The sequence below is a fragment of the Deinococcus roseus genome (assembly GCF_014646895.1).
Classification (GTDB): Bacteria; Deinococcota; Deinococci; order Deinococcales; family Deinococcaceae; genus Deinococcus_C; species Deinococcus_C roseus.
The window spans coordinates 265,316-290,572 of sequence record NZ_BMOD01000001.1 but is presented as its reverse complement, the minus strand read 5'-3'; the positions used below and the strand labels follow the sequence as shown (position 1 = coordinate 290,572).

Annotated in this window: 24 protein-coding genes, 1 other RNA gene and 1 pseudogene; 19 read left to right on the top strand and 7 right to left on the bottom strand. The window is 55.4% G+C overall.

Annotation, left to right across the window (positions count from 1 at the left end):
- Positions 1-46: 46 nt before the first annotated feature.
- The 4 genes and pseudogenes from IEY52_RS01285 to IEY52_RS01270 all read left to right on the top strand — a co-directional run bounded on the left by IEY52_RS01285 (position 47) and on the right by IEY52_RS01270 (position 2,238).
- The gene (locus tag IEY52_RS01285; RefSeq protein WP_188998609.1) at positions 47-397 is read left to right on the top strand and encodes a hypothetical protein; all 351 of its coding nucleotides are present in this window, start codon (positions 47-49) and stop codon (positions 395-397) included.
- Positions 397-993: pseudogene (locus tag IEY52_RS01280) on the top strand (pseudouridine synthase); the annotation flags it as partial. The gene IEY52_RS01285 and the pseudogene IEY52_RS01280, both read left to right, overlap by 1 nt.
- Before the next feature lie 148 nt (positions 994-1,141).
- Positions 1,142-1,584, top strand: an RNA gene (gene rnpB / locus IEY52_RS01275) — RNase P RNA component class A.
- Positions 1,585-1,662: 78 nt separating this feature from the next.
- Entirely contained in the window at positions 1,663-2,238 is a 576-nt protein-coding gene (locus IEY52_RS01270; RefSeq protein WP_188998606.1) for a CDP-alcohol phosphatidyltransferase family protein, read from the top strand.
- Between the two features lie 23 nt (positions 2,239-2,261).
- Here the strand turns inward: IEY52_RS01270 and IEY52_RS01265 are convergent, their stop codons facing one another.
- A complete protein-coding gene (locus tag IEY52_RS01265) occupies positions 2,262-2,915 on the bottom strand; it encodes a glycosyltransferase family 2 protein (protein ID WP_188998603.1) in 654 nt (217 codons plus the stop codon).
- Between the two features lie 276 nt (positions 2,916-3,191).
- Between IEY52_RS01265 and IEY52_RS01260 the strand changes: the two genes are divergently transcribed.
- The 5 genes from IEY52_RS01260 to bioB all read left to right on the top strand — a co-directional run bounded on the left by IEY52_RS01260 (position 3,192) and on the right by bioB (position 10,141).
- Positions 3,192-3,923, top strand: a complete 732-nt coding sequence (locus tag IEY52_RS01260) for an ABC transporter ATP-binding protein (protein ID WP_188998600.1) — start codon at positions 3,192-3,194, stop codon at positions 3,921-3,923.
- Positions 3,913-5,172 (top strand): ABC transporter permease, encoded by a 1,260-nt coding sequence (locus IEY52_RS01255; protein ID WP_188998597.1) that lies wholly within the window; start codon positions 3,913-3,915, stop codon positions 5,170-5,172. Before IEY52_RS01260 ends, IEY52_RS01255 begins: the two co-directional genes overlap by 11 nt.
- 428 nt (positions 5,173-5,600) lie before the next feature.
- Positions 5,601-7,196 (top strand): hypothetical protein, encoded by a 1,596-nt coding sequence (locus IEY52_RS01250; protein ID WP_188998594.1) that lies wholly within the window; start codon positions 5,601-5,603, stop codon positions 7,194-7,196.
- 402 nt (positions 7,197-7,598) lie between these two features.
- On the top strand, positions 7,599-9,173 hold the full coding sequence (locus IEY52_RS01245) for an ABC transporter substrate-binding protein (protein ID WP_188998592.1): 1,575 nt from the start codon (positions 7,599-7,601) through the stop codon (positions 9,171-9,173).
- On the top strand, positions 9,170-10,141 hold the full coding sequence (bioB, locus tag IEY52_RS01240; RefSeq protein WP_188998589.1) for a biotin synthase BioB: 972 nt from the start codon (positions 9,170-9,172) through the stop codon (positions 10,139-10,141). The genes IEY52_RS01245 and bioB overlap by 4 nt, the downstream gene beginning before the upstream one ends.
- Positions 10,142-10,198: 57 nt before the next feature.
- On the opposite strand, the gene IEY52_RS01235 is transcribed toward bioB, so the two are convergent.
- The gene (locus tag IEY52_RS01235; RefSeq protein ID WP_188998586.1) at positions 10,199-12,247 is read right to left on the bottom strand and encodes a thioredoxin domain-containing protein; all 2,049 of its coding nucleotides are present in this window, start codon (positions 12,245-12,247) and stop codon (positions 10,199-10,201) included.
- A gap of 256 nt (positions 12,248-12,503) precedes the next feature.
- Here IEY52_RS01235 and IEY52_RS01230 point away from each other — a divergent pair, with 256 nt between their 5' ends.
- Together IEY52_RS01230 and IEY52_RS01225 are read left to right on the top strand one after the other, a co-directional pair.
- Positions 12,504-13,079, top strand: coding sequence for a TetR/AcrR family transcriptional regulator (locus IEY52_RS01230; protein ID WP_188998584.1), 576 nt, complete (start codon positions 12,504-12,506; stop codon positions 13,077-13,079).
- Positions 13,063-13,716, top strand: a complete 654-nt coding sequence (locus tag IEY52_RS01225; RefSeq protein WP_188998582.1) for an MBL fold metallo-hydrolase — start codon at positions 13,063-13,065, stop codon at positions 13,714-13,716. The genes IEY52_RS01230 and IEY52_RS01225 overlap by 17 nt, the downstream gene beginning before the upstream one ends.
- Before the next feature lie 49 nt (positions 13,717-13,765).
- On the opposite strand, the gene aroH is transcribed toward IEY52_RS01225, so the two are convergent.
- Complete coding sequence (gene aroH / locus IEY52_RS01220) at positions 13,766-14,131, bottom strand: chorismate mutase (RefSeq protein WP_188998579.1); 366 nt, start codon at positions 14,129-14,131, stop codon at positions 13,766-13,768.
- A 102-nt stretch (positions 14,132-14,233) separates the two neighbouring features.
- Here aroH and IEY52_RS01215 point away from each other — a divergent pair, with 102 nt between their 5' ends.
- A complete protein-coding gene (locus IEY52_RS01215; protein ID WP_188998576.1) occupies positions 14,234-14,713 on the top strand; it encodes a hypothetical protein in 480 nt (159 codons plus the stop codon).
- 209 nt (positions 14,714-14,922) lie between these two features.
- Positions 14,923-16,056 (top strand): tRNA epoxyqueuosine(34) reductase QueG, encoded by a 1,134-nt coding sequence (queG, locus tag IEY52_RS01210; protein ID WP_188998574.1) that lies wholly within the window; start codon positions 14,923-14,925, stop codon positions 16,054-16,056.
- Positions 16,057-16,063: 7 nt separating this feature from the next.
- Here the strand turns inward: queG and IEY52_RS01205 are convergent, their stop codons facing one another.
- Positions 16,064-16,765, bottom strand: coding sequence for a Crp/Fnr family transcriptional regulator (locus tag IEY52_RS01205; protein ID WP_188998571.1), 702 nt, complete (start codon positions 16,763-16,765; stop codon positions 16,064-16,066).
- 277 nt (positions 16,766-17,042) lie between these two features.
- Here IEY52_RS01205 and IEY52_RS01200 point away from each other — a divergent pair, with 277 nt between their 5' ends.
- The 3 genes from IEY52_RS01200 to IEY52_RS01190 all read left to right on the top strand — a co-directional run bounded on the left by IEY52_RS01200 (position 17,043) and on the right by IEY52_RS01190 (position 19,367).
- Positions 17,043-17,693 carry an ABC transporter ATP-binding protein gene (locus IEY52_RS01200; protein WP_188998568.1) on the top strand — a complete coding sequence of 217 codons (651 nt, stop codon included), beginning with the start codon at positions 17,043-17,045 and terminating at the stop codon, positions 17,691-17,693.
- Between the two features lie 109 nt (positions 17,694-17,802).
- The gene (locus tag IEY52_RS01195) at positions 17,803-18,528 is read left to right on the top strand and encodes a phosphorylase family protein (RefSeq protein ID WP_188998566.1); all 726 of its coding nucleotides are present in this window, start codon (positions 17,803-17,805) and stop codon (positions 18,526-18,528) included.
- A gap of 38 nt (positions 18,529-18,566) precedes the next feature.
- The gene (locus IEY52_RS01190; RefSeq protein WP_188998563.1) at positions 18,567-19,367 is read left to right on the top strand and encodes an enoyl-CoA hydratase/isomerase family protein; all 801 of its coding nucleotides are present in this window, start codon (positions 18,567-18,569) and stop codon (positions 19,365-19,367) included.
- Positions 19,368-19,484: 117 nt separating this feature from the next.
- Here IEY52_RS01190 and IEY52_RS01185 read toward each other — a convergent pair whose 3' ends face one another.
- Together IEY52_RS01185 and IEY52_RS01180 are read right to left on the bottom strand one after the other, a co-directional pair.
- Entirely contained in the window at positions 19,485-19,925 is a 441-nt protein-coding gene (locus tag IEY52_RS01185; RefSeq protein WP_188998560.1) for a hypothetical protein, read from the bottom strand.
- 357 nt (positions 19,926-20,282) lie between these two features.
- A complete protein-coding gene (locus IEY52_RS01180; RefSeq protein ID WP_188998558.1) occupies positions 20,283-20,813 on the bottom strand; it encodes a hypothetical protein in 531 nt (176 codons plus the stop codon).
- A gap of 376 nt (positions 20,814-21,189) precedes the next feature.
- Here IEY52_RS01180 and IEY52_RS01175 point away from each other — a divergent pair, with 376 nt between their 5' ends.
- Positions 21,190-22,122 carry a phosphohydrolase gene (locus tag IEY52_RS01175; RefSeq protein ID WP_229684595.1) on the top strand — a complete coding sequence of 311 codons (933 nt, stop codon included), beginning with the start codon at positions 21,190-21,192 and terminating at the stop codon, positions 22,120-22,122.
- Between the two features lie 79 nt (positions 22,123-22,201).
- Positions 22,202-22,849 (top strand): DUF2259 domain-containing protein, encoded by a 648-nt coding sequence (locus IEY52_RS01170; protein ID WP_188998555.1) that lies wholly within the window; start codon positions 22,202-22,204, stop codon positions 22,847-22,849.
- A 5-nt stretch (positions 22,850-22,854) separates the two neighbouring features.
- Here IEY52_RS01170 and IEY52_RS01165 read toward each other — a convergent pair whose 3' ends face one another.
- Positions 22,855-23,505: a hypothetical protein gene (locus IEY52_RS01165; protein WP_188998552.1), complete on the bottom strand. Its 651-nt coding sequence runs from the start codon at positions 23,503-23,505 to the stop codon at positions 22,855-22,857.
- A gap of 86 nt (positions 23,506-23,591) precedes the next feature.
- Between IEY52_RS01165 and IEY52_RS01160 the strand changes: the two genes are divergently transcribed.
- Complete coding sequence (locus IEY52_RS01160; protein WP_188998548.1) at positions 23,592-25,238, top strand: acyl-CoA mutase large subunit family protein; 1,647 nt, start codon at positions 23,592-23,594, stop codon at positions 25,236-25,238.
- The last annotated feature ends 19 nt before the right edge of the window (positions 25,239-25,257 follow it).

Here is a 25,257-nt window from a genome sequence, read left to right as displayed (position 1 = left end):
CATTTCCCCTGTCCCCAAACCCACATCCACCCTGTATGATGTTTCGGTGACACGCGTTGTGTACTTCATCAGCGGAAGCCTCTTTATGGCACTTGGTGTTTTCTTTTACTTTGTGTTTGCCAATCCTCTGCTGGACGGAATTCAGGTGCTCACCCTCTACCGCATGCTCGGAGCCGCCTACGTGGGCCTCGGGTTGATTGCCTGTTTTGCCAGACCCAGCACTGGACTCAGTGTGGGACTTTCCGCAACCCAATTGCTGCTGGTGGCCACCCTGGTTCCGGCCATCCTCAGCAAGTACCTGCAGGGACCCACCACCCAGGTGGTGTGGCTGATTTCGGGGGCTTCTGGCCTGCTGGCCATCCTGAACCTGCTTTTCATACCTCGAAGGGAGTTTTGATGCCCAGATTGCAAAAAATTCTGGCCCAGGCGGGCGTGGCCTCCAGAAGGCACGCCGAAGAACTGATCCAGGCTGGAAGGGTGACCGTGAACGGCAAAGTGGCCCAGCTGGGCCAGAGTGCAGAATTCACCGACCAGATCGCTGTGGATGGCAAACGCATCCAGGTTTCAGAAGGCCACAAGACCTTCCTGCTGTACAAGCCCAAAGGGGTGATCACCACAGCGTCAGATGAAGCAGGCCGCAAGACCGTGCTGGACCTGATGCCTGTCATTCCTGGTTTGCACCCGGTGGGCCGTCTGGACCGCCTGACCGAGGGCCTGCTCATCCTCACCACCGATGGGGACCTCACCCTCAAACTCACCCATCCCAGATACCAGCACGAAAAGGAATACCGCATCTGGTCGGAAGAAGAACTCACCAACCAGGATCTGGCCCATCTGGAAGATGGGGTGGAACTTGAAGACGGCATCACCGAACCTGCCAGGGTGATCCGTGCACCAGAAGGCCTGTACCTGACCATCCGGGAGGGTCGCAACCGCCAGGTGCGCCGCATGATGGATGCCATCGGCAAACCGGTGCGCCGTCTGGTGCGGGTGCGGCTGGGAGGCATGACGTTGCGGGGCGTAAAACCCGGAGAATACCGACAGCTCACCCAGCGTGAAATTGAAGTCCTGATGCAGGAAACCTGCAGTCCCCGTGAACGCACCCGCTTGCATGAAGAGTGGGATTATGTAAAATACGGTTTCGGGAAGAGACATGGTCGCGCGCAGATGCGTGAGGAAAGTCCGGGCACCGCAGGGCAGGATGCCACGCTAACGGCTGGGCGACGAACAAACCAGCCTCCAAAGGGCCGAGGTGTGAAGTCGACGGAAAGTGCCACAGAAACCAGACCGCTGTCACGTCCGCGCAACGCGGAGCGGGATGTCCGAAACGGAACCCGCCGCAAGCGTTGACAGTCAGGGTGAAACGGTGCGGTAAGAGCGCACCAGATCCCGGAGCGATTCGGGGTGCTGGTAAACCCCATCCGGTGCAAGGTCCGACAGTCGGCGAGGAGCTGCCCGCTCCATTGACCCGCAGGATGACCGCTTGAGGCGTCTGGCGACAGGCGTCCCAGACAGATGACCATGACCTGCTGGGCCATTTCGACCCGGCAGGGACAGAACCCGGCTTACCATCTTCCCGACCCCCGCAAGGGGGATTTTTTTTGGAGCGCTCAGCTGATGGCTTTCTCAGCATCTTTTGACTTGCGTTGCTTAAGATAAAACATGTTCCGCAAATTGAAACGCCCAAATGTGCTGACGGCGCTGCGTATTGTTTTGATCGTGCCCCTGTGTCTGGTGTTCCATTCCCAGCAGGTGGGGGCTCTGTGGGCCAGCCTGGGCTTGCTGGCCGCGATGGGCCTGACCGACCTTTTTGATGGTTATTACGCCCGCAAATACAATGTGGCCCACCGTGAAGGCGAACTGATGGATTCCATGGCAGATGGTTTTGTTCGCCTGAGTGTGTTTTTGCTTTTGCTCTCAGACCACCTGATTCCCCTCTGGATGGTGCTGATGGTGATGTGGCGGGATCTGGTGTCCTGGTCCTTGCGTTTCATGGACCTGGCCCGTGGCCGCGACGAGGTGCACAAGCGCATCTCTGGCAAGATCAACGGCCTGATTCAGACGGTGGCCATTGGGGGCATCCTGATTGCCCTGTTGTGGGCTGCGAGTGTCAGCCATCCCATCAACCTGCTGCTGGTGCAACTTTTCATGCTGGCTGCAGTGGGGACAGCACTGTGGTCCACGCTGGATCTGCTGTTCACACACAAGCAGGCAGTCAAGGCTTTTTTGCGGCGCTGAAATGTGATGTACCGGTTTGAGGATCACCCCTGTTTTGCTTTTTGCAGGTGGTAATTGAAAATCTGCCTGAACATGCGCAGCCTGGCCTTTGCGCCCGAAAGCAGCCCCTGCTTTTCTTCCTTGGTGACCTGTGAAACGCCGTGCAGGGTCACGTAGGTGATGCCCATCCGGGCTTCTTTTAATGCATCTGTGAGGGCCACCTCGATGGCATACCTCAGGTGCTCAGCATGGGGCAGATTCAACAGGATGTCTCTGGGAAGCACCCGCTGACCGCTCCAGTGGCGGGTCATCCAGGAGGCCAGGGTGGTGCTGGCCCGTCCACCTGAGAAGAGCCCCACGGTGGCCTGTGCTTTGCCTGTCAGCACCGGGGCAGCAAGCCTTTGGAGGTGTTCTGCAGTCAGGCCTTGCAGGTCGGCATCCAGAAACATCAGGTGTTCGGTGGTGGCGGCCCTGGCTCCAGTCAGCATGGCCCCGGCTTTCCCAAGGTTCTGAGGAAGCTCAATCACTTCTGCACCAGCTTTTCTGGCCAAGTCTGCGGTCTGGTCGCTGGAGGCATCGCTGACCACCAGCACGCGCCCCAGTCTGGATGCCAGTGCTGCTTCAACCACACGGGCAATGTGTTTTTCTTCGTTGTATGCAGGAATGATCAGGGTCAGGACTGCAGGGTTCCCGGTCATGGTTTCATTGTGCCTTTTTCGCATGAGTTGCTGCAGAGATGGGGTTTGTTCCGAATTCGAAGGTAAAGCAACCTTGACATTTTGCTAAAACTGTTTTACCTTGAGTCAAGCAAGCTTTACATTGATGATGAATGCGAGTTTGCTCTGGGTTTCTCGCTCTTTGCAAGATTCCTGCAACACCCCTCAACTTCATCAGGATCCCACCGCACAGCAGGGCAACCCCTGTTGCAGGTTGGGCGTACCTGAAAGTGAATCCTCAGAAATGGAGGCCAGCAGATGGTCAAAATTGAAAACCTCAGCAAGTCATATGGCAAGGTGAAGGCCCTCAAAGACGTCAGTTTTCAGGCCCAGGATGGACAGATTTTTGGTTTGCTGGGTCCCAACGGGGCAGGGAAGACCACCCTGCTGCGCACCCTGGCCACCCTGCTCAAACCCACCCAGGGCACTGCAACTGTGGCCGGGTTTGACATCCGCAAAGATCCCGAACAGGTGCGCAAAAACATCGGGGTGGTCAATGGAGGGATGGGGCTCTATGATCGCCTGACCGGACGGGAAATCCTGCATTACTTTGGGGGTTTTTACGACCTGAAAAGACCCCAGATTGAAAAACGCATTGCAGAACTCGATGGTTTTCTGGACCTCAGAGAAGTCCTGGATCGCCGTGCAGGAGAGTTTTCCACCGGCATGAAGCAAAAAATTGTGGTGGCCCGTGCTGTGATCCACGACCCCAAAGTGCTGATCCTGGATGAAGCCACCAACGGTCTGGATGTGGTGGCAAGGCGCGCCCTGCTGGATTTCGTGAAATCCTACCGTACAGGCGAAAAACTGGTGCTGTACAGCACCCACGTCATGGAAGAGGTGGAAGAACTCTGCGAGAACCTGGCGGTCATTGACCACGGAAGTTTGCTCTTCAATGGCAGCCTGCAAGACCTGAAGCTGAGGACCCGCAAACCCCGACTGGAAGAGGCCTTCTTTGAACTGGCCAGAGGAGTGAGCCATGCGTTTTGATTTTGTCCTGCACGTTCTGGGCAAAGAAATCCTTTCCACCTGGCGCGACAAACGCACCCTGATGAGCACCATTTTGCTGCCCCTGATCATGATTCCGATTTTTACTCTGGGATTTCCCCTGATGCTTGGGAAGGCCTTTCAGGGTGAGGAACAGGCCCGCCAGAAGGTCGGAGTGGTTGGGATGGAACGCATGCCACAGCAACTCCGCAGTTTTCTGGAAGAAGACAAAAAAGTGAATGGCAAGGTGGTTTCATCTGGGGTGGAACTCATTCCCACGGCAAAGCCCGTTGAAGATGTGCAGGCTGGAACCCTGGATGCTGCCCTCTCCATCCCGGACAACCTGCCCACCGATGCTGGCGGAATGGCTGCCACCATTCAGATTTACGTCAAGCAGAACAGCCTCAAGAGTGTAGGTGTGATGAGCAAGCTGGAAGGGGCTGTGAACGCCTACAAAGACATCCTGGTCGAGAAGAAGCTCACGGCCTCAGGCCTGAACCGTCAGGTGTTGACCCCCATCCAGACCCAGACAGTGGATGCCAGCACCACCGCAGAGAAACGCAGCGGACAGCTGGCTTTCATCATCCCGATGTTCATTCTGCAGTTCATTCTGGCTGGCGCACAGCCCACAGCCATTGATTCCACGGCAGGTGAGAAAGAACGCGGCACCTTTGAAGTGCTGCTGGTGTCTCCCATCCGCAGGCTGGAAGTGGTGCTGGGCAAACTGGGGGCGGTGACGGTGTTTTCGCTGGTGAGTTCCATCTTCAGTGTCACAGGGTTGGTGCTGGCGGGGCTGGCCTCCAAATTCCTCTTGCCGCGCCTGCTGAACGAACAGGAAGGTGGAAAATCGGTCAGTGAGGTCTTTGGTGGAAGCCTGAACCTGGACTCTGGCAGTTTGCTGCTCCTGATGGGTGTGGCACTGACTGTGGCCTTGCTGGTGAGTGTGATTGTGCTGACCATCAGTGTGTATGCCCGCAACTTTAAGGAAGCGCAGACCTATCTGGTGCCGTTCTCCCTGCTGGTGGTGATTCCTGCAGTCGCTCTGCAATTCTCGGATTTCCTGAAAGCCAGTGTGGGCCTGTATGCCGCTCCCCTGATTGGTTCGATGATTTCCATCATGGACATTGTGAAGGGGGCAGTGAAACCAGACATGATGGCCGTCACCTGCGTCAGCAACCTGCTGTTCACCGGAATCCTGCTGCTGGTGGCTTTGCGGTCTTTCTCCAGAGAAGAAGTGATTTTCCGCAACTGAGCGACCAAACTTCTACACAACAGCGATCTTTCAAACCCTTTATGGAAGCTTCCAGGCTCTGAGTCTGGAAGCTTTGTTGTTGAGCAGTTGTATCAATTTATCATTTGCCTGTCATTTTCAAGTTTCGTCGCCCCAGGAGATGCAGGAAGGTTTAAAGCCCCGTTTTTACGGAAAAGTCAAGAATGCTTCCACCTCAAAGCGCAATGCGGTCTCTGGGTGTGAAAGGTTTGGCAGAATTTTGATGATGTGTTTCAATTCGGAAAATGTTTGATGAAAAAATCACATTGCTGGAATGTGCACAATTGGGGAAGATGTCCTGCTGCATGGACAGGTGAATTTGCTTTGTGTGCTGCACTGGCATGCAAAATGCATTTGTCATAGTAGCGTGACACAAAAACACCTATAACAGAGGGGAGAAGAGGTGTCTGGTGTCCGGTCTGAACTTACCTTCGTTGCATGCACTGCCGCAAACCCTCTTGATTCCTGGTGCCTGGGACAGCCTGCTGCGTCACCCGGTCAGACAGCTTGAGCGTGAACTGCTCAAACTTGAGGGCGAGACTGCCCGCATCCGACTGGCCCAGTTGTATCTGAGGCAACACCGCTGGGAAGACGGCTGGCGTTGCCTGCAACAATCCAGCCACCTGCTGGCCCGTGCCGAGAAACTGGGGGTGCTTTTGCACCAGTCCCGCTGCGACGAAGTCATCGCCGAGGGCAAAGAAATCCTCAACACCTGGCCAGGGGCCACAGACATGCTGGAAGTGGAAGCCTACGGACGCATCTCCTGGGTGATGGGTGTGGCCATGGGCCAGCAGGGGCATCCCCGTTCCAGAGAGTTGCTGGAATCTGCAACACGCACCTTCTGTGTGCTGGGGATGGATTTGTGTCAGGTCAAGCTGGATCTGGCCCTTTCTTTGCTCAAGCTGGGGGATTTTCAGGGATCCATCGCCGTGTACCGCCAGGTGATGGAGGCTTCCCGCAGGATCCGGGATGCGCGGATGTTCGAGCAGGCCGTTGCCGAGTGCTGCTGTGCCATGATCTGTGCCGGGGAATACGATCAGGCTTTTCTGGACAGCATTTCCAGCAGGCCCCTGCGCACTTCCCTGAAAAGCCTGATGCAGGCCCTGTTTCAGCGCACTTCTTTTTCGGAAACAGCAGAAGAGCCCCTCAAACCGCGCGATGCTTATGCTGCACTGGCACAGATGGTGCGCTGGACAGAACGGGCGTTTCAGGAGTTTCACCTGGGGCATTTTGTGGATGCCCGCAAAACCTCTGAACGGGTGTTGCAGACGTTTGAGGTGGTTCAGCAGGCCAGACGGGGCACCAACGCCAGTTTTGACGTGATGTATGGGATTGCCCTGTACATGAAAGGCCTCTGCGAGGTGATCGTTCGTGACCTGGACGGTGCAAAACACTCGCTGGAAGAACTGGGGCAATTGAATTTGCAAAATCCGCTGGTGCGCTGCCTGCGTGGGGTGCTGGGAGCAGAACTTTCCAGCATTCGCCGGATGGTGTCCCAAACATACCCCACCCAGCAGGCTTTGCAGGATGTGGCTGCATTCTTTCAGCGGGGCTCAGAAGGCTCGCAGGCTTTTCTGGCCCACTGGCTTTTGCGTTTTGGCATTGGGGTGCTGGTGGCCCTTGAGTTGCTGGGAGAGGGTACAGCAGCCACCTACACTGCACTGGCAGAGGTGCTGTTCATCACGCCCCTGGGGGCCTTCCACAATTTCAGGATGGTGAACCACCCTTCGGCAGGGGCCATTTCCAGCAGCCTCTATGAGATTCTGGAGGTGCACCGTGCCCAGGAACCCAAGCACGAGATGCAAATTTACCGCCACCGCATCACCATGCGGGAAAATGGCTATCCTCCCATCACCTTCAGTTTGATTGTGGACCATCTGGTCAAAGGCTACGGCGCAGATCTGGGAGAGACTTCAGATTTGATCTATCTGAAACGCCATTTGCCTGAGAAATACCAGAAATTGAAAGAAGCTGTGCCTTCTTCCAATGGCGTTACCGTTAACTAGGGGATTTCCCTTATAAGGTTCATTTTAAATACTCATTAAATTTTTCATTCGATTGAGACAGTAAAAAATTCATATGTAAGGAGAAAACACTACAGAACCGATGGACCCTGAACCGTCCTTTTGTAGTAACACAAAACTGTGAATTCAGGTACCATCTATCTCGGGTTGAGCGTATATCACTCCCAACCCATACCCCTGTATCAATGCAAATGTAGATTTCTACATGGGCTGGAAAACCTTAACTGCACAGAAAAACCTGCGCACACTCCTTGAGGTCACCTGTCCAAATGCTCGTATGATTTCCTATCAAGCTCCCCGGATGCCCCCATCCGGGTTTTCCCTTTTTGTGCGCAGCCGTTCAGGGTTAACCCAAAAAATTGGTTTTGAGTTAACATCTTTATGATGTTGAAACACACCCTGATTGCTCTCGCCCTTTTTACCGTCTCTGCAGCTTCTGCCAGCACCCTGGTTTATGGTGCCACCGGTGAACCTGTCAACCTGGAAAGCGGAAACATTGTGGAACGCACCAGCATGTTGCCTCAGGTGCAAATTTACGACACCCTGGTGTGGGTGCAAGATGGCACAGTGCAGGCCAGACCTGCCCTGGCCACCCACTGGAAAAGCAACTCCACCGCCACCGAGTGGACCTTCACCCTCCGCAAAGGGGTCAAATTCCATGATGGAACCCCTTTCAATGCAGATGCTGTGGTGTTTAATGTCATGCGCTGGTGGGACCCCGGTTTTGAATACGGCTACCGGGACAGTGGCAAGGCCTTCGGCATCTGGGGCCAGCTTCTGGGCGGCTACAAAGGCTCTGCAGATGGCCTCTTGAAAAACGTCCAGAAACTGGACGAGTTCACAGTCAAATTCACCCTGAACAAACCTTATGCCAGCTTTCCGCAGTTGATTGGGGCAGGCTACTTCGGCATTGCCAGCCCCACCGCCATCAAGGCCCAGGGAGCCAAATACGGCACTCCCGCCTCCAGACCCGTGGGCACCGGTCCTTTTGAATTTGTGGAGTGGCTTTCTGGGGACCACATCACCCTCAAACCCAACCGCACTTACTGGGGGGTCAAAAGCAACACCGACCAGTTGATCATCCGTTTCATTGCAGATGCCAACCAGCGGCTCAATGAACTGCGGGCTGGCAGCATTGATTTCACCTCTGACCTGGTTCCAGACAGCCTGAACCTGATCAAGGCAGACCGCAACCTCAGAGTGGTCCTGAAGCCCTCTTTCAATGTAGGTTTCCTCAGCCTGAACGTCAAAAACGCTTACCTCAAAGACGAAAAGGTGCGGCAGGCCATCAGTCTGGCCGTCAACAAAAAAGCCATTGTGGAAGCTTTCTATGGCGATCTGGGTTACACCGATGCCGGACTGTTGCCTTCCCAGCTGGCCTGGGCCCTGGACCCCAACATCAAAGACTACAAATTTGACCCCGCCCAGGCCAGAAAAATCCTGAAAGATGCCAATCTGAACAACGTGTCTTTTGACCTCTGGTACCCGCCCATTGCAAGGCAGTATTATCCCAACCCCAAAGCACTCGCAGAAGCCATTGCGGTGGATCTTGCCGATGTGGGCATCAAAGTGAATTTGCGCACCCAGGACTGGGCCAAATGGGTCAAAGACTCCCGCACCGAACCCGGCTATGACAGCTACATTGTGGGCTGGATCGGCGATTACGGCGATCCTGACAACTTCTACAGCGCCTATTATGGTCCTTACACCAGCCTGGACAGCCATTATTACCCCCAGGAACTGGAAAACCTGCTGGTCCGTGCCAGAAGCGTCAAAGACAGAAACCAGAAAGCCGCCCTGTACCAGCAAATCCACCAGTTGACCTTCAAGGCCAATGTGCGTATTCCACTGGTGCATTCCCGTCCTGTGGCTGCCACCCGCTCCAACGTGTCCGGCTGGGTTCCCAGTCCTCTGGGTGTGGAAGCCTTCAACAAAGTCCGAAAGAAGGCCAGCAAATGACCCTCAGCACCGAACACAGCACCATCAACCAGCCCATCCCAACTTACGGTTTTGAGCAGGTGCTGGACCTCTTCCAAAAACCCTTTATGGATCTGGTGTTTCAGGCCCATGCTGTGCACCGTGAACATTTCAGGGCCGGGGAAATTCAGGCTTCCACGTTGCTGTCCATCAAAACCGGAGGCTGCCCGGAAGACTGCGCTTACTGCCCCCAGTCTGCCCACCATGACACGGGTGTGAAAGCCCAGCAACTGCTCAACATTGATGATGTGCTGGAAGCCGCGAAGAGTGCCAGAAGACAGGGGGCCAGCCGTTTCTGCATGGGTGCCGCCTGGCGCTCCCCCAGAGGAAAAGACCTGGAACGGGTGGCCGAGATGGTGCGGGAAGTCAAAGCCCTGGGCCTGGAAACCTGCGCCACACTGGGCATGCTGGACGATGAACAGGCCCAGACCCTGGGTGAAGCCGGGCTGGATTACTACAACCACAACCTGGACACCTCCAGCGACCACTATGGCAACATCATCACCACCCGCACCTACCAGAACCGCCTGGACACCCTGCAGAACGTGCGGGAAGCGGGCATGAAGGTGTGCTGTGGCGGCATTGTTGGTCTGGGGGAAACCCGTGAACAGCGGGCACGTTTCTTGCTGGAACTCTCCATGCTCAATCCTGCTCCCGAATCGGTGCCCATCAACCACCTGATTGCCACCCCAGGAACCCCTCTGGCAGACTCTAAAGCCCTGGACTGGTCCGAGGTGGTCAGGACCGTGGCAGTGGCCCGCATCCTGATGCCAGACAGCTTTGTGCGCCTCTCGGCAGGTCGGGAGAGCATGGGAGAACCTGTACAGGCCTGGTGCTTCATGGCTGGGGCCAACTCCATTTTCCTGGGAGAGAAGCTGTTGACCGCCAGAAACCCTGAACTGGAAAAAGACCACCTGATGCTGGAGAAACTGAACCTCACCCTGATGTGATAGGCAGATCAACAGAAAACAGGCCGCTGTAAAACGGCCTGTTTTTGTTTGTTGAATTTATCCAGCCAGAGTTTTCAGCTGTTCACGCAGGGCTTCAGGATCCCTGGCTGGCAACTGGCAGGCAAAATCCTCGCAGACGTAGGCCATGCCATTGGCCTGACGGCCTTCCAGCACAGGCAACCCCCATTCAGATGCAGCAGGGGAGAGGGCTGTGGTGGGCAGGTAGAATTCTGCAATCACCTGTTCCAGAGGTTGCCTTTCTTCTGGACTTCCCATCACCACCAGTTCGGTGTGTCTGGAATGCAGGAATTCAAAAGCCTGCCACATCCCCCCAAAACCCGTGGCGTAAGAGCGCATCTGGCCCAGACTGCTGGACACCACCTGCTCTGCAATCTGGCGGGCCTCCTGATCCTGAAAATAGCGCTCGATCCACAGGGCCAGCAGGGTGGCAGCCGCATTGTCACTGATGATGGCCGCATCGAAAAACTCCTGCCTGCGGGTGATCAGATCACGTTGGGTGGCAGGAGTGCTGTAAAAAGCAGCGGTTTCACTGTCCCAGTGCTCAGCTTTCACGGTGTCCCAGAGCCGCTGGGCGGTCTGGAGGTGATCGGGTTCTCCAGTGGCCTTGAACAGTTCGATCAGGCCCAGACCGTACAGCACATGGTCTTCCAGCAAACCCGAAATGCGGGCCTGACCGTTTTTGTAGGTGTGCAGCAACGTGTCCCCATTCCACAGGTTGTTTTTCAGGAAAGAGGCATTCTGACGGGCGACCTGCAGGCAATCTTCGCGTCCCAGAACCCGACCTGCTTCTGCAAATGCAGCCAGGGCCAGACCATTCCAGGAAGTGAGGATCTTGTCGTCGGTGCCGGGTTTTGCACGTTCATTGCGCGCCTCAAACAGGGTTTTTCTGGCCTGCAGGATTTTGTCCTGCACCACTTCGATGCTGACATTGAAATCTTCGGCAAGGTCCTGCAGGCTGCGCTGCACAGAGAGCACGTTCCTGCGTCCAAATTCCCGGTGGTGGGGGTCCTCGAAGTTGCCATAAGGTGTAACGCCATAGTGTCTTTTTAACAGGTCGCTGTCCTGGCCCAGCAGCTCATCAAATTCCTGAGGGGTCCAGACGAAGAACTTGCCTTCAATGCCCTCCTGGTCGGCATCCTGGGCGCTGTAAAATCCGCCTTCTTTAGAGAGCATTTCCCGGATCAGGTAATCCAGGGTGCGTTCTGTGGTTTCCCGGAACAGGGGAGAGCCTGTGATCTGGTAAGCATGCAGGTACACCCTGGCAAGCTGGGCATTGTCGTAGAGCATTTTTTCAAAGTGGGGCACCAGCCACTCGCTGTCCACGCTGTAACGGGCAAAACCTCCGCCCAGCTGGTCAAAAATGCCTCCTCTGGCCATCTGTTCCAGGGTGTAGGTCACCATCTCCAGGGCCTTCTGGTTTCCGGTGCGGGTGGCATGCATCAGCAGGAATTCCAGGGTGGTGGGCGCAGGGAATTTGGGGGCTTCCCCAAATCCGCCGCAGTGGGAATCAAAGCGCATGCGCAGGTTTTCAATGGTGGTGGTCGCATGTTCTGCAGAGAGGTCATTGTTGCGGGCTTCCCTCACACTGGACTGCTTCAGATGGTCCGTCAGGGAGGTTGCACTGGTCAGGACTTCATCGCGCTTGTTCTCCCAGGCGTTGTGAATGGCATGCAGCAACCTGCGGAACCCCATGCGCCCGAAAGCATCTTCAGGTGGGTAATAGGTGCCTCCATAAAAAGGACACAGATCGGGGGTCAGGAAAACCGTCATGGGCCATCCGCCAGAACCCGTCATGGCCTGCACAGCGCTCATGTAGACAGCGTCCACATCGGGTCTTTCTTCCCGGTCCAGTTTGATGGGCACAAACCACCCGTTCATCAGGGCAGAGATCTCCTCGTTCTCAAAGGATTCATGGGCCATCACATGGCACCAGTGGCAGGTGGAATACCCGATGCTCAGCAAAATGGGACGGTCTTCCTGCCGGGCTTTCTCAAAAGCCTCTTCTCCCCAGGGATACCAGTCCACCGGGTTGTTTTCGTGCTGTTTCAAATAAGGGCTGGTTTCCTGGCTCAATCGGTTGGTCATGGGGTCAGTTTAACGAAGCGGCCAGGGAAAGTCTGGATGATGGTGCAGGTTCGGGAAAGATGCCGAGTGCTGAGGGCCGAGAGCCGAGCGACCCCGCGCCAACCAGGCTGTCCTGAAGGCGCATCTTGGGGTCAAGACAGGGCAAACTGCAGAAAGCACTGACTTGCTTGATGGCGCTGAAGCTGCTTGTTGACATTCATGCGGCAGATGCAGCCACACCCCTTGAATTATATAGACCAGTCACTATAATAAAAACATGTCACCCCGCAAGTCCGATGCCCGCCAGAAACTCATCGACACCACAGCCCTGCTGCTGCAGAAACAGGGATACGCAGCCACAGGGCTGGACCAGATCCTGCAGACCAGTTCTGCACCCAAAGGCTCCCTGTACCACTACTTTCCAGAAGGCAAGGAACAACTCGCTGCAGACGCCCTTCAGCAGGTTGGGGCACAGTACAGCCAGCTTTTCCAGCATGCCCTCAGCGAACACGGGTTGATGTACGGCTTCAAATTCATTCTGGGGTACTTCGAGAACATGCTGGTGACCAGCAACTACACCCAGGGATGCCCCATTGCCAGTGTGGCCACCACCCTGCAACCCGAACAGACCGCCTTGCAGGAAGCCTGCAATCAGGTTTTCGACAGCTGGTTGCAAGGCATCTCGCAGGCCCTGAAAGCCCACAATTTCCCGGAGCACCTCGCCCCCCTGATTCTCTCAAGCCTGGAAGGTGCCCTGATGCTGTGTCGGGTGCAGAAAAGCACATTTCCCCTCAGAACCACCGGAGAAGCCCTCTTTCAAATGCTGGAGGCCCAACATGCTCAGAATCGCTGAAGACCTGCACCTGCTGCCCAACTTTCCGGCTTTTTCGATCAACACCTACCTGATGGGAGATGTTTTGATCGACGCTGCCACCAAATGGGATGCAGGCCGCCTGACCCGCCAATTGCAAGGCCGCAAACCCAGCATGCTGGCCCTCACCCATGTGCACCCGGACCACCAGGGTGCGGCCAGTCACCTGTGCAAACAGATGGCCCTTCCTCTGGCCTGCCATGAAGCAGACCGGGACATCATGGAAGGCAGAAAACCCATGCTGCCCAGAAGCTGGATCATCAAACTGCAGGAAAAAACCTGGATGGGCCGCCCGCATCCTGTGGCCCGTCCCCTCACAGCCGGGGATGAAATTGCAGGTTTCAAAGTGATTCACGCCCCCGGACACACCCCTGGATCGGTGATCTTCTTCCGGGAAAAAGACGGGGTGGCCGTGGCAGGCGATGTGCTGAGCAACCTCAACCCCTTCACCCTGCAGCCCGGCCTGCACGAAATGCCCGACGAATACACCGTTCATCGGGAACAGAGCAGACAGAGCATCAAACTGCTGGCCTCACTGGACCCTGCAGTGGTGGTTTTCGGACATGGGCGGCCCCTGACGGACAGGCAGGCCCTGAAACGGTTTGCGGGTGGGTTTTAAACCAGAACCCCCATGTCCATCTGAACATGGGGGTTGAAGTTCTCAGTGCTTACTGTGCGCTGGCAATGTCTGGACGCAAGACCACAGCTTCACGCAGGTAGATGTGTTTCACGTCTGCTTGCTTTTTCTCGGTTTCCACGTGCATCATCACCCGGATGGCTTTTTGCAGGCGGCCAGGAACCGGAATTTCCAGGGCATTCAGCAGGGGCACGGTGGTCATGCCAATGGCACGGGCAGCTTCTGCTGGAAAGGCTGCATTGATGTCTGGTGTGACCGTGAAGATGATCGAGCAGATGTTTTCAAATTCCACAGTGTTGGCATCCAGCATTTTCTGCAGAAGCTCGGTTGTGGCTTCGTGAATGGCTTCAGAGGTGTTTTCAGTGACGGTGGTGGCACCGCGAATCCCGCGCATCATGGGGTGATTGTAACACTGAAAAGTCAGGGTGGGAGAGAGGTGTCTAATCCCATTTGGTGGGTGAGGCTTGCAGCAAAACAGAAAACAAACCAGAATCAGGGCATGACGCTGGATGTTGAATCAAGGATTCGTGCCACAGATTGGACAAAATACAGAACGGCTTATGGAATTGCTGTGAAGGTCCCGGACCAGCTCATTCAGCTGCGTTCAGCAGATCCTGGTCTGGCTGCTCAGGCTGGCCATGAATTGTGGTGTGGGCTGTGTCACCAGCATGTTTTTGCTTCATCTGCGGCTTTGCCTGCATTGCCGTTTTTGCTGGAGATTTTTGACAGTGCCAGTGAACAATTGCAGGAAGAACTGATGGACATTTTTTATGGATTGGTGGTGTGCAGCAGCCCACTCCATGAAATGTCTCCCAGGCATGATCCTGAGCCAGCAGGCTGGTGGGGACAATTGAGACAGCAACTTCATGCTGAACACCTGCGTTTTGCAGCCCTGGTTTCCCATCCCAATGCAGAAATCTCAGGCTTTGCTGAAATGATCATTGAGGAACTCCATCAGCAAGGGTGCAGACCTGATTGAGCCATCGCATTTTGTAGGGGCGCAGGGTGCTGCACCCTGTTGGGAGGAATCTGCACCAGCCTGTAGGGGCGAGCGTGCAGAGGGACCATTCTGCGGTCCCTCGTCTTGCACAAGACGGCGTGCCTCGCCCTGCCGCTCAAAATCTTGAACACCCTTCGCCAACACCAGAAATCCCAAACGATATACCCCCGGTCGTGTATCCTGTCTGCGTGAACAGGCAGGACCTCCTTCTGGAAAAAGCACTGGACCTCGGGTTTGATGTGGCAGGCTGGGCAGTGGCCCACACCCCACCAGAAGCCATTTCCCGCTATCAGGACTGGCTGGACCGGGGATTTCAGGCAGGAATGGATTATCTGGACCGGCAGTTGCCCCGCAGGAGCGACCTGGGCAGCACCCTGACCGGAGCCAGAAGCGTGCTGGTGCTGGGCATTTCCCATGCTTTTCCAGATTTAAAAGTTCCGGAAGGTGGGGTGCGGGTGGGCAAGGTGGCCCGCTACGCCTGGACCCCCGATTACCACCAGCAAATCGAACCCCTCCTGAAAAGCCTGGAAGAAACCGCTGCCCAGATGGGGGTCAGCAGTCGGGGGTGTGTGGATTATGCTCCGATCATGGAAAGGGAACTGGCCTCCAGGGCTTTTCTGGGCTGGCAGGGCAAAAGTGGCATGGTGATCTCCCAGAAACTCGGGGCTTTTGTGACCCTGGCGGTGCTGCTCACCGATCTGGAAATGGAGGAGCAGGGGAGACATGCAGACCGCTGTGGCCGCTGCTCTGCCTGTGTGCAGGCCTGTCCCACCTCTGCCATTCAGCAAGGAAGGGTGATTGATGCCAGACGTTGCCTCTCCTACCTGACCATTGAGCACCGGGGTCCCATTCCAGAGGAATTCCGTTCCAGTCTGGGGTCCTGGCTGTTTGGCTGTGACCACTGCCTGGAGGTGTGCCCCTGGAGCATCAAGGCAGGAGGTGTGGCCCGAAACCTCATCCCTGATCCAGAGCTGGCCCACCCGGACCTCACACAGTTCTTTGAGGGATCCAATCGGGATTTTGACCGCAAATTTGCCCACACTGCTTTTTCCAGGCCCAGACGCAAGGGCATGGCCCGCAATGCCCTGATGGTGCTGGGAAACCTGAAAGATCCTGCCCATTTGCCCCTGGTCTTGAAAGGCACGCAGGATGAAGCCTGGGAGGTGCGGGCTTCTGCGGCCTGGGCGCTGGGTCAATTTGTATTGGGTCAATTTGCAGAGGGTGCGTCTAGACGCACCCTCAGAGGCACCATCGAAAAACTCCTGCATGATCCCCATGAAGAGGTCAGGCAGGAGGCTTTAAAGCAACTGGAAAGGCTCTAAAAACCAATCAGAAGTCGCCCAGGTCGTTGGCCAGGGCTTCCAGCTCATCGGCATTGAGGATTTTGATCATGCGGGGGTGGGTTTTCACCACACCGACTTCTTCCAGCTTTTTGAGGGTGCGGGTGATGGTTTCCCGGCTGTTCCCGCTGCGGCGGGCCAGATCTGCGTGGGTGACGGGCAGTTCGTTGTGCTTGGGCACGTTTTTGCGGTGACGCTCTTCAAACATGGAGTGCAGGGTGTAAGCGATCCAGGTTTCGGCGTTGGCAAACGTGCGCATGGTCAGGTCGCGGTTGGTCTGGGTGAGGCGTTCGGCGAGAATGCTGGCGAGGTTCCACAAAATCTGCGGATACTTGCGACTCAGTTCCTTGAAGATGTCCCGGTAGATCACATAGCAGCGAACTGCAGTCAGGCAGCGTGCGGTGGCAGTGCGGGGAACATGGGTCAAAACCGCCACTTCCCCCACGATGCATGGCGCATACATCTGGTTGATCACCCGTTCCTGCCCGAGCGCTCCGTAATGCTCAATGCCAATTTCACCGCTGACAATCAGGTACAGGGCCTCGCCGCCCTCCTCCTGATCGAACAGGGCGTTTCCGGCGCTGTAGTTGCGCAGGATGGCCGACTGGGCAATGCGGTGGATGGCCTCCTCGGGAAGGTCAGCAAAAAGGGTCTGGTTTTGCAAGTCCGTGATGGCTTGGCTGGATTGCATGTGCACATTCTAAGCCTGAAGTGGGCAAAATGGTAAATCTGTGACAAATCGCTGAAACACCTGCCTAAACCATCACATCTGGGTGTTCAGCCATCAGCGATCCGTAAATGCAAAGCTTACCTCTGGGTCCACAGGACCCCTCATTCGGTTCAGAAGCATTTGATCTGCTTCTTGAACATTTTTCTCCTTCAAAAGCCAGGGCACACCAGCGGGCTTTTGGCTGACGGCTGATGGCTGATCGCTGATTGCTTTCCTTTCAGCATGCTAGGATGGTCCGGTGTCTGTGCTGCAAGCGCTTGAGATCCACCATACCTTTGGAAACACGGAAGTCCTGAAAGGGGTCAGCCTGCAGCTGAATCCTGGAGAGGTCGTTGCCCTGACCGGACCTTCCGGCAGCGGAAAAAGCACCCTTCTGCACTTGCTGGCAGGTCTGGAGCGTCCCACCCTTGGGAAGGTGATGTGGGGAACCGCCCAGGTGAGCACCCTCAAAGGAACCCCCCTGGACCGCCTGCGGAACCAGCACATCGGTCTGGTCTTTCAGCAGCATTACCTGCTCAGCGACCTGACGGTGCTGCACAATGCCCTGGTGCCCAGCTGGATTCAGGCAAAACATGAGCAGCAAGAAGCGCTGGAACTGCTGGCCAGGGTGGGCCTTTCCCACCGTTTGCAGCATTATCCTTCTCAGCTTTCAGGTGGGGAAAGGCAGAGGGTGGCCCTGGTGCGTGCAGTCCTCAACCGCCCCTCGGTGATCCTGGCAGATGAACCCACCGGCAACCTGGACCAGCACAACACCCAGGAGGTGATGCACCTGCTGCTGGAACTGGCCCGTGAGCGCGGCTCTGGAGTCCTGCTGGTCACCCATGATGAACCCCTGGCCAGCCGTGCAGACCGCATTTTGCATTTGCTGGATGGGGTTCTGGTCAGCTGAAGCAAGGGGAGAGGAGCCGATCAGCAACCCAGGGTCTTTTGCTTCAGCTTTCTGGGGTTTTGGCTGACCGCTGACTGCTGACCGCTGACCGCTAAGTTATACTACCGCTATGGGTGAAATTCATCTTCATGCAGAGCCCGGTCAGGTGGCCGAATTTGTGCTGCTGCCCGGTGACCCGAACCGTTCACGCTGGATTGCTGAGACTTTTCTTCAGGACCCCGTGCTTTACACCGACAACCGTCAACTGCTGGGGTACACCGGAACCTACAAAGGGGTTCCCATCAGTGTGCAGACCACCGGGATGGGCTGCCCGAGTGCCGCCATCGTCACGGAAGAAACCATCCGTCTGGGTGGTCGCTGCCTGCTCAGGGTGGGCACCCTGGGTGCATCCCATCCCAGGGTCAGGCCCGGAGACCTGGTGATTGCCCAGGCCAGTGTGCCCAACGATGGGACCACCCGGCAGTTTTTTGGTGGTGCACCTTACGCTCCCATTGCCAGTTACAGAATTCTGGAAGCTGCAGTGCAGGCGGCCAGAGATGGAAGGGTCAAACACCACATCGGCCTGATCATGACCGAGGATGCTTTTTATGCCAGCACCCCGGAACATGCTAAACTCTGGGCCTCCCGTGGGGTGCTGGGCTTTGAGATGGAAGCCAGTGCCATTTTCACGGTGGCGGCATTGCATGGGGTGCATGCAGGTTGCATGGCTGTGGCCAGCAACAACATTGGGGACCCTGAGTTTGTGGAGCCCAGCATGCTCAGGCAAAGCGTGCACAGCATGATTGAGGTGGCGTTAGAAGCCTTCTGTCTGATGCATGCAGAAGAAAACAAGTAGAAAACAGGTAAAAGCCTTTAAACGGCAGGAGGAAACACATGAACAACATGCTGGAAGCAGAATTTGAAAACATCACCCTGGATCAGGATGGTCCTCTGGGGATCCTCACCATCAACCGCCCCAAGAGCCTGAATGCCCTCAACATCGAGACCTTCCGTGAAATCGCAGAGGCCATCATGCTGATCGAGGAGAACCCCGAAGTGGAAGCCCTGATTGTCACTGGTGGAGGAGACAAAGCTTTTGTGGCAGGTGCTGACATCACCGAGGTGGCAGAACTGGAAGGTGCGTTCAATGGCCGCGACCTGAGTTTGCAAGGTCAGGACATCTTTCAGCAGATTTCCCAGTTGCCTTTTCTGACCCTTGCTGCTGTAAATGGTTACGCCCTGGGGGGTGGCCTGGAACTGGCCATGGCCTGTGACCTGAGGATTGCTTCTCCTGGGGCCAAACTGGGCCTTCCAGAAGCCACCCTGGGTCTGATTCCTGGTTATGGTGGAACCCAGCGTTTGCCCCGTCTGGTGGGGGTGGGCCGTGCCCTGGACATCATGATCTCAGGCCGTCTGGTGGATGCCAGAGAGGCGCACAGCATCGGTCTGGTCAATGAAGTGGTGGATCAGCCGCTGGACCGTGCCAAGGAGTATGCCCGCAATGTGCTGTCCAAAACGGCTCCTCTGGCCGTGGGCCTGATCAAAGAGGCTGTGCGCAGGGGCATGGACACCACGTTTGGTGACGCTCTGGAAATCGAAGCAGATCTCTTTGGCATGGCAGTGGCCACCGAGGACCGCAAGGAAGGCACGCAGGCTTTCCTGGAGAAACGCAAACCCAATTTCAAAGGGGAATGACCCCGCTTTTGCAGCACCAGCAGAAAACCTCTTCCAATCTGGAAGAGGTTTTATTTTTGGCGTCTGGCTTGTTGCGAATCGGAAAAGCAGGGGTTCTTCTGGAGGGCGAGGTGCAGCTCAGTACAGTTCTTTGAGGCGCTTGCAGAGCTTCATCAGGTCAGGCCAGTTGAGGAACCAGCGCACGCGGGAGTGCAGGTAGGGTTTCAGGCCTTCCCAGGTCAGGATGACCAGTTCTCCAGATTCCCATTCCTGGCGGGGTGGCCCCAGGGTGATGTTGCGGCTTTCCTGTTGAAGTTCTTTGTAAAGGATGATGGGCTGAACTTTGATGCCCAGGCGTCTTTCAAATTGTTTGATGGATTCCTGAATGGATTGCACCACAGGTGTCTGGTGCTGGCCGTCCACAGTGAATCCACGGGGTGTCATGGCGAATTGTCCCTGGACTTCTTGAGGAAAGATGGCATATACACCATAGCTGGAGATCAGCAGAAAGTTCTCTTCCACATAACCGATGCGTACATTTTCTTTGACGATCCAGTGATCTGCAAGGCTGTATAGCACTTTTTCAGGATGAAGAATGGTCTTCTGGCTGGGGATGATTTCTTGATGTGCTTGTTGATTTCTAGCAAGACCCATATTGACCTCCAGAGAACTCCTGTGCTCAGTAACAAGAAGATAGCATGTAAAATCTGAAATGTGGCGACGGTGGATACGTCAAGAGGATCTGTAACAAAACTGTTGCTTGATTTGTGATAATTCTGTCAGACTTCAGTCTGTTTACAGTTTGAATTCAGCTACAAGACAGCAAATCTTGATTTTTCGGTTACAGATTGATTACAAAAGAATTGCACTTCCAAAACAAAAGCAGAAGGGAATTCCCTTCTGCTCAAAATGACTGTCAGGTTTCATACAGAGTCTTCAGTACAATGTGCGCATCTTCTGGCTGAGGCGCATGGTGTCCTCCCAGCTGAGTTTTTTGCGTGTGTGAGAGAGCAAATAGGTCTTTAAGCTGTCCCAGGTGACGATTTTGACATTGTCGATTTCCCATTCCCGCACGGTGCTGCTGTAAAGGGCACGGGCCTTCAGTTCATCGGCTTCCAGAAGCTGCTGAAAGAGCATCACAGGATACACAGGCACCCCCAGCTGGCGGGAAAAATACTCGGTGTTGTTTTGCACGGCCTGCACCTGGGGCATCAGGTTCTGGTCTGCAACCAGCAAGGTGCGGGGGTTGTGCAGGATCACGCCACTGGGCTCCTGGGGCACCAGCGCAAAAACCCCATGGGCCGAAATCAGCACAGTCACCTGGGTCAGGTGCCCCACCTGCAGGTCTTCCCGGATCAGCCAGTGGTCTGGCAGAGAGTACAACGTCTGTTCGAGTTTTGACCGTCTGGGCAGCAGGATGCTGGGCAAGGCTGGAAGCTCTGTTTTCAGTGTTCGTGCCAGGGTCATGATGCTCCTCCTGCAGGGACAGAGGGGGGCCACCTTTGTTCCCTGTAAATACCAACAAGATAGCATGGGCTTTGAAATTTGAACAGAAAATTTTTTGACACAGAAAATTCCAGAATTCAAAAAAACACGTTAGAAATGGAAAATTCCTGATGGAAAGAGAAAAAAATCAGAAACCAAAAAAAATTAACCAATAAATTACTTCTTTTTTACAACTGCAAGAGCACATTATGGGCAGGTTGCGTTGGTGTGAGCGAATTGACGCGATTCTGACTTCTCGAGGAAGATTTTGTCCTAAAATGGAAACCACCTCGAGGCACTGAGGTGCTGAAAAATTGACCTGGCAGACACCCACCATTGCCGCTGAAAGGGAGCGAACATGAACCAGAACACCAAGTTCCGCATCCAGATTGAAGACGGTCAGGTTCAGAAAGTCACCCCCGCCAACACCGAACTCGCGGTGGCTTTCTCCAGCCCGAGGCAGAAAATCCTGGACGAGATGGACCAGGGCATTCGCAGTGACCTTACGCCTTACCCCAAAGCCCTGCAAGCCTACGACATGCTGATCAAAGACCCTGAAGCCCTGGGGCACTGGGACATGAGCAATTACATCACCATGCGCAAACTGGGCTACAACGACCACGGACGGGTGCATGCCTGGATGACCGGTGCAGCTTCCCTGGCCATTCTGGAACTCCTGCTGCAAGGCGGGGTCAAACCCGATTTTGTGGAAAGTGGTTTTGGAGACATCGACGATGCCAACCTGATCGTGATTCTGGGCACCATGCTGCACGACATTGGCAACGAGGTGCACCGCGAGCAGCACGAGCAGTATGGGGTCATTCTGGCCATGCCCATCCTGGACCGCATCCTGCCAGAAATCTACGAGGATGTGTACAAGCGCACCAAGGTGCGAGGTTTCATCCTGCACTGCATCAACTGCCACGACCTGCACCCTGCACCCCTGACCATCGAAGGGGGCATCACAGCTGTTGCAGACGGCACCGACATCACCAAAGGCCGTGGGCGCAAAGCGTTCATGCTGGGCAGTGTGGACATCCACAGCCTCAGTGCGCTGGCTGTAGATGAAGTCAAGATTGTGAAAGGCAAAGACACTCCCATCGAAATCCGGGCCATTTACAACAACCCGGCGGGAATTTTCCAGCTGGAAGAGGTGCTGGCCCCCAAAGTGATCCGCACCCCCCTCAGCAAATATGTGACCATCACCGCCGTGCACTCCAACACCGAAGACAGGATGTTGCGCAAAGTGCGTTTGCATGGCGCTCAGTTCGTGCTGGAAGAAGAAACCTGACCCACAGGAGTTCTGCAAGAGTAAAGCCTGATTCATAAAACCAGAAAGCATGCCTCAAGGGATTTGTTTATCCTAAGGCATGCGATTTTTGTTGGGTGCTTTGATGTTTTCTGTACTGTCTGTTTTGACGCCTGCTCTGGCTGCAGACCAGTCCACGCTGCAGTTCCTGGGATTTTCAAGAGATGGCAAATACGCTGCTTACGAGCAGTACGGGATTCATGACGGAAGTGGGTTTCCTTTCAGTGAAATTGTGGTTTTGAATGTCTCCCAGAACAAAACTGTGGTTTCTGTCAACAAATCCTTGCAGCAAGACGGCAGCACCATCGATGGTGCCAGAGCCCAGGCCCTCAAAGCTGCCCAGCTGAGCAAATATGGCATCCAGTCCAGCAACCTGGGACGCAGCGTGTATGCCAGCCCACTTGGAAAATCCAGTGTGCAGTTTCAGGCCAAGAACAAGAGCTATGCCATGGGTGTGCAGCCCATCACTTTTAAAACCAGCAGTTGCATCAACCCCTCGGTCAGAGGCGTGAACGTGCAACTCAACAAAAAAGTGATTTTCAAAGATCTGGCCCTGCCAAAAGACCGGGTGTGTGCCCAGAAATACGCCATCCAGCAGGTGAGGGTGTGGGACAAAAACAGGGGATTCATTGCTTTCCTGAGGTACGAGAAAGACGGGTTTGAGGGTCCAGATGTGCGCTTCTGGGCTGTGTCAGGATTGCTTCCTTAGAGTGCTCAATCCCGCTGAATGCGCTTGTGGTAAATCCGGTAGGTGAGGGGCAATTCCCATTCTGTTTTCAGCTGCAGGGATCGCCTGTAAAAGTGTTTGCGCAGGGCATTGACCTCTGCGGTCAGTTGCAGTTGCTCGATCCAGCGTCTGAGTTCCGCAATGGAGAGGTTCAGGTGCTGGGCTGTGCGGGTGAGTGAGCCCTGATGTTTTTCAAGCTGTTCCAGCACATGGCGGTCCAGGCGGTTTCCTTTGAATTGTGCTTTCCAGGACCTGCCCACATAAAGGCGCATCACTCCAGCCATGTCCTCCACGAAAACGGGTGTTCCTGCGTAAGGAAATTCGTATTCGGTTTCCCTCACCACAGAAACCGTTGGAGCCAGGTCTTCATACAGGTAAAACAGGTAGGCCCCTTTTGGATGAAATTTCAGTTGCTCTGTCCAGCTTTGCTGCACAAAGCGGGCACAATCCACCCGGTACTGCAGGTTGATTTCTGGGTGCAGATCTGCTTCGTATTCCAGTTTCCACAGGTGAACATGATTGTGTCTGGAATGGTCCAGCGGATGGAGGCCAGAAAAATCCAGGGTTTGCTGGGCCACCTGTTGCAGGTGGTCTGCCAGGGCAGGGGAGAAGCGCCGGGTTCGCTGAATGAAGTCCACACTTCAGGGTACAGGGTTTGTCTTCCCATGAATCTGTGACAAAATAAAAGCAAAGCGCGAAAAAACTGTCACAAATGGAGGCCCCCATGCCCACAAAGAATGAATGGCTGAACACCCAGTACCAGAAGGCCACCCAGAAGTTCCCCGAACGGCAATACAACTTCAAAACCCTCTCTGACCTGGATCCTGAACCCCTCTACACCAAAGAGGATGTGAAGGACCTCAAACCAGAAGACCTGGGTTACCCCGGAGAATACCCTTACACCCGTGGGGTGCAGCCCAGCATGTACCGGGCCAAACTCTGGACCATGCGCATGTTCGCAGGGTTTGGGAGCGCAGAGCAGACCAACCAACGCTTCAAAGCCCTGCTGGGTGCTGGCCAGACCGGACTGTCCACGGCTTTTGACCTGCCCACCCTGATGGGTTACGACTCGGACCACCCGTTCTCGAAGGGAGAGGTCGGGAAATGCGGGGTGGCGGTGGCCAGTCTGGCAGACATGGAAATCCTTTTCCAGGACATCAATCCTGAAGAGGTCACCACCTCCATGACCATCAACAGCCCGGCCAACGCCATCTGGGCCATGTACATCGCCAACGCCCAGAAACAGGGGTATGACCTCAATAAAGTGGGCGGCACCATTCAGAACGACATTTTAAAAGAATTCATTGCCCAGAAGGAGTTCATTTTCCCGCCTGAACCCAGCGTCAAACTGGTGATTGACACCTTTGAATGGGCACCAAAACACATGCCAAAGTGGAACTTCATCAGTGTTTCGGGGTACCACATCCGTGAGGCAGGTGCCACGGCAGTGCAGGAACTGGCTTTCACACTGGCCGATGGTTTCCATTATGTGGAAAAAGCCCTGGAACGGGGCCTGGACATCGATGAATTCGCGCCACGCATCAGTTTCTTCTTTGATGTGCACAATGATTTCTTCGAGGAGATCGCCAAATTCCGGGCGGCCCGCAGGATCTGGGCCAGAGAAATGCGCCACCGTTACGGAGCGAAAAACCCCAGAAGCTGGATGCTCAGAACCCACGCCCAGACCGCCGGGGTCAGCCTGACGGCCCAGCAACCCCTCAACAACATCACCCGGGTGGCCATTCAGGCCCTCGCTGCCGTTCTGGGGGGCACCAACAGCCTGCACACCGATTCTTTTGATGAGGCGTTGGCCCTTCCCACCGAAGAAGCCGCCACCATCGCCCTGAGAACCCAGCAGATCATTGCATACGAAACCGGGGTGGCCGGGGTGGTGGACCCTCTGGGAGGCAGCTATTACGTGGAATCCCTCACCCACACCATTGAGCAGCAGGCCATGCAGTACATCCAGCAGATCCGGGACCTCGGAGGGGTGGAGGCAGGCATTGAACTGGGGTATTACGCCAGGGAAATTCAGGAAGCCGCCTACCAGTACCAGAAAGAGGTGGACCGCAAAGAACGCCTGATTGTGGGTGTCAATGCCTTCACCGATGAGCGGCCCCTCAATGTGCCCATTCAATTGATTGATCCGGTGGTGGAACGCATTCAGGCCGAAAGGCTGGCACGGGTGCGCCGGGAACGGGATCCCCGTCTGGTGGCAGAAGGTCTGCAAGCCCTCAGGGATGCCGCTGTGATGGGCCTGAACACCACTCCAGCCTTCATTGCCTGCGCCCATGCGTATTGCACCCTGGGCGAGATGATGGACGTGCTGCGCAAGGTGTATGGGGAATACGTGGAGCCAGTGACGGTCTGATGTGCAGGGTTGAAGGAGG

What these genes read in the sequence shown, in the direction of transcription:
- IEY52_RS01270 (WP_188998606.1), top strand. Translation starts at nt 1,663, where the DNA reads ATGTTCCGCAAATTGAAACGCCCAAATGTGCTGACGGCGCTGCGTATT.
- IEY52_RS01265 (WP_188998603.1), bottom strand. Translation starts at nt 2,915, where the DNA reads ATGACCGGGAACCCTGCAGTCCTGACCCTGATCATTCCTGCATACAAC.
- IEY52_RS01260 (WP_188998600.1), top strand. Translation starts at nt 3,192, where the DNA reads ATGGTCAAAATTGAAAACCTCAGCAAGTCATATGGCAAGGTGAAGGCC.
- IEY52_RS01255 (WP_188998597.1), top strand. Translation starts at nt 3,913, where the DNA reads ATGCGTTTTGATTTTGTCCTGCACGTTCTGGGCAAAGAAATCCTTTCC.
- IEY52_RS01245 (WP_188998592.1), top strand. Translation starts at nt 7,599, where the DNA reads ATGTTGAAACACACCCTGATTGCTCTCGCCCTTTTTACCGTCTCTGCA.
- bioB (WP_188998589.1), top strand. Translation starts at nt 9,170, where the DNA reads ATGACCCTCAGCACCGAACACAGCACCATCAACCAGCCCATCCCAACT.
- IEY52_RS01235 (WP_188998586.1), bottom strand. Translation starts at nt 12,247, where the DNA reads ATGACCAACCGATTGAGCCAGGAAACCAGCCCTTATTTGAAACAGCAC.
- IEY52_RS01230 (WP_188998584.1), top strand. Translation starts at nt 12,504, where the DNA reads ATGTCACCCCGCAAGTCCGATGCCCGCCAGAAACTCATCGACACCACA.
- IEY52_RS01225 (WP_188998582.1), top strand. Translation starts at nt 13,063, where the DNA reads ATGCTCAGAATCGCTGAAGACCTGCACCTGCTGCCCAACTTTCCGGCT.
- aroH (WP_188998579.1), bottom strand. Translation starts at nt 14,131, where the DNA reads ATGATGCGCGGGATTCGCGGTGCCACCACCGTCACTGAAAACACCTCT.
- IEY52_RS01215 (WP_188998576.1), top strand. Translation starts at nt 14,234, where the DNA reads ATGACGCTGGATGTTGAATCAAGGATTCGTGCCACAGATTGGACAAAA.
- IEY52_RS01205 (WP_188998571.1), bottom strand. Translation starts at nt 16,765, where the DNA reads ATGCAATCCAGCCAAGCCATCACGGACTTGCAAAACCAGACCCTTTTT.
- IEY52_RS01195 (WP_188998566.1), top strand. Translation starts at nt 17,803, where the DNA reads ATGGGTGAAATTCATCTTCATGCAGAGCCCGGTCAGGTGGCCGAATTT.
- IEY52_RS01190 (WP_188998563.1), top strand. Translation starts at nt 18,567, where the DNA reads ATGAACAACATGCTGGAAGCAGAATTTGAAAACATCACCCTGGATCAG.
- IEY52_RS01180 (WP_188998558.1), bottom strand. Translation starts at nt 20,813, where the DNA reads ATGACCCTGGCACGAACACTGAAAACAGAGCTTCCAGCCTTGCCCAGC.
- IEY52_RS01175 (WP_229684595.1), top strand. Translation starts at nt 21,190, where the DNA reads ATGAACCAGAACACCAAGTTCCGCATCCAGATTGAAGACGGTCAGGTT.
- IEY52_RS01170 (WP_188998555.1), top strand. Translation starts at nt 22,202, where the DNA reads ATGCGATTTTTGTTGGGTGCTTTGATGTTTTCTGTACTGTCTGTTTTG.
- IEY52_RS01160 (WP_188998548.1), top strand. Translation starts at nt 23,592, where the DNA reads ATGCCCACAAAGAATGAATGGCTGAACACCCAGTACCAGAAGGCCACC.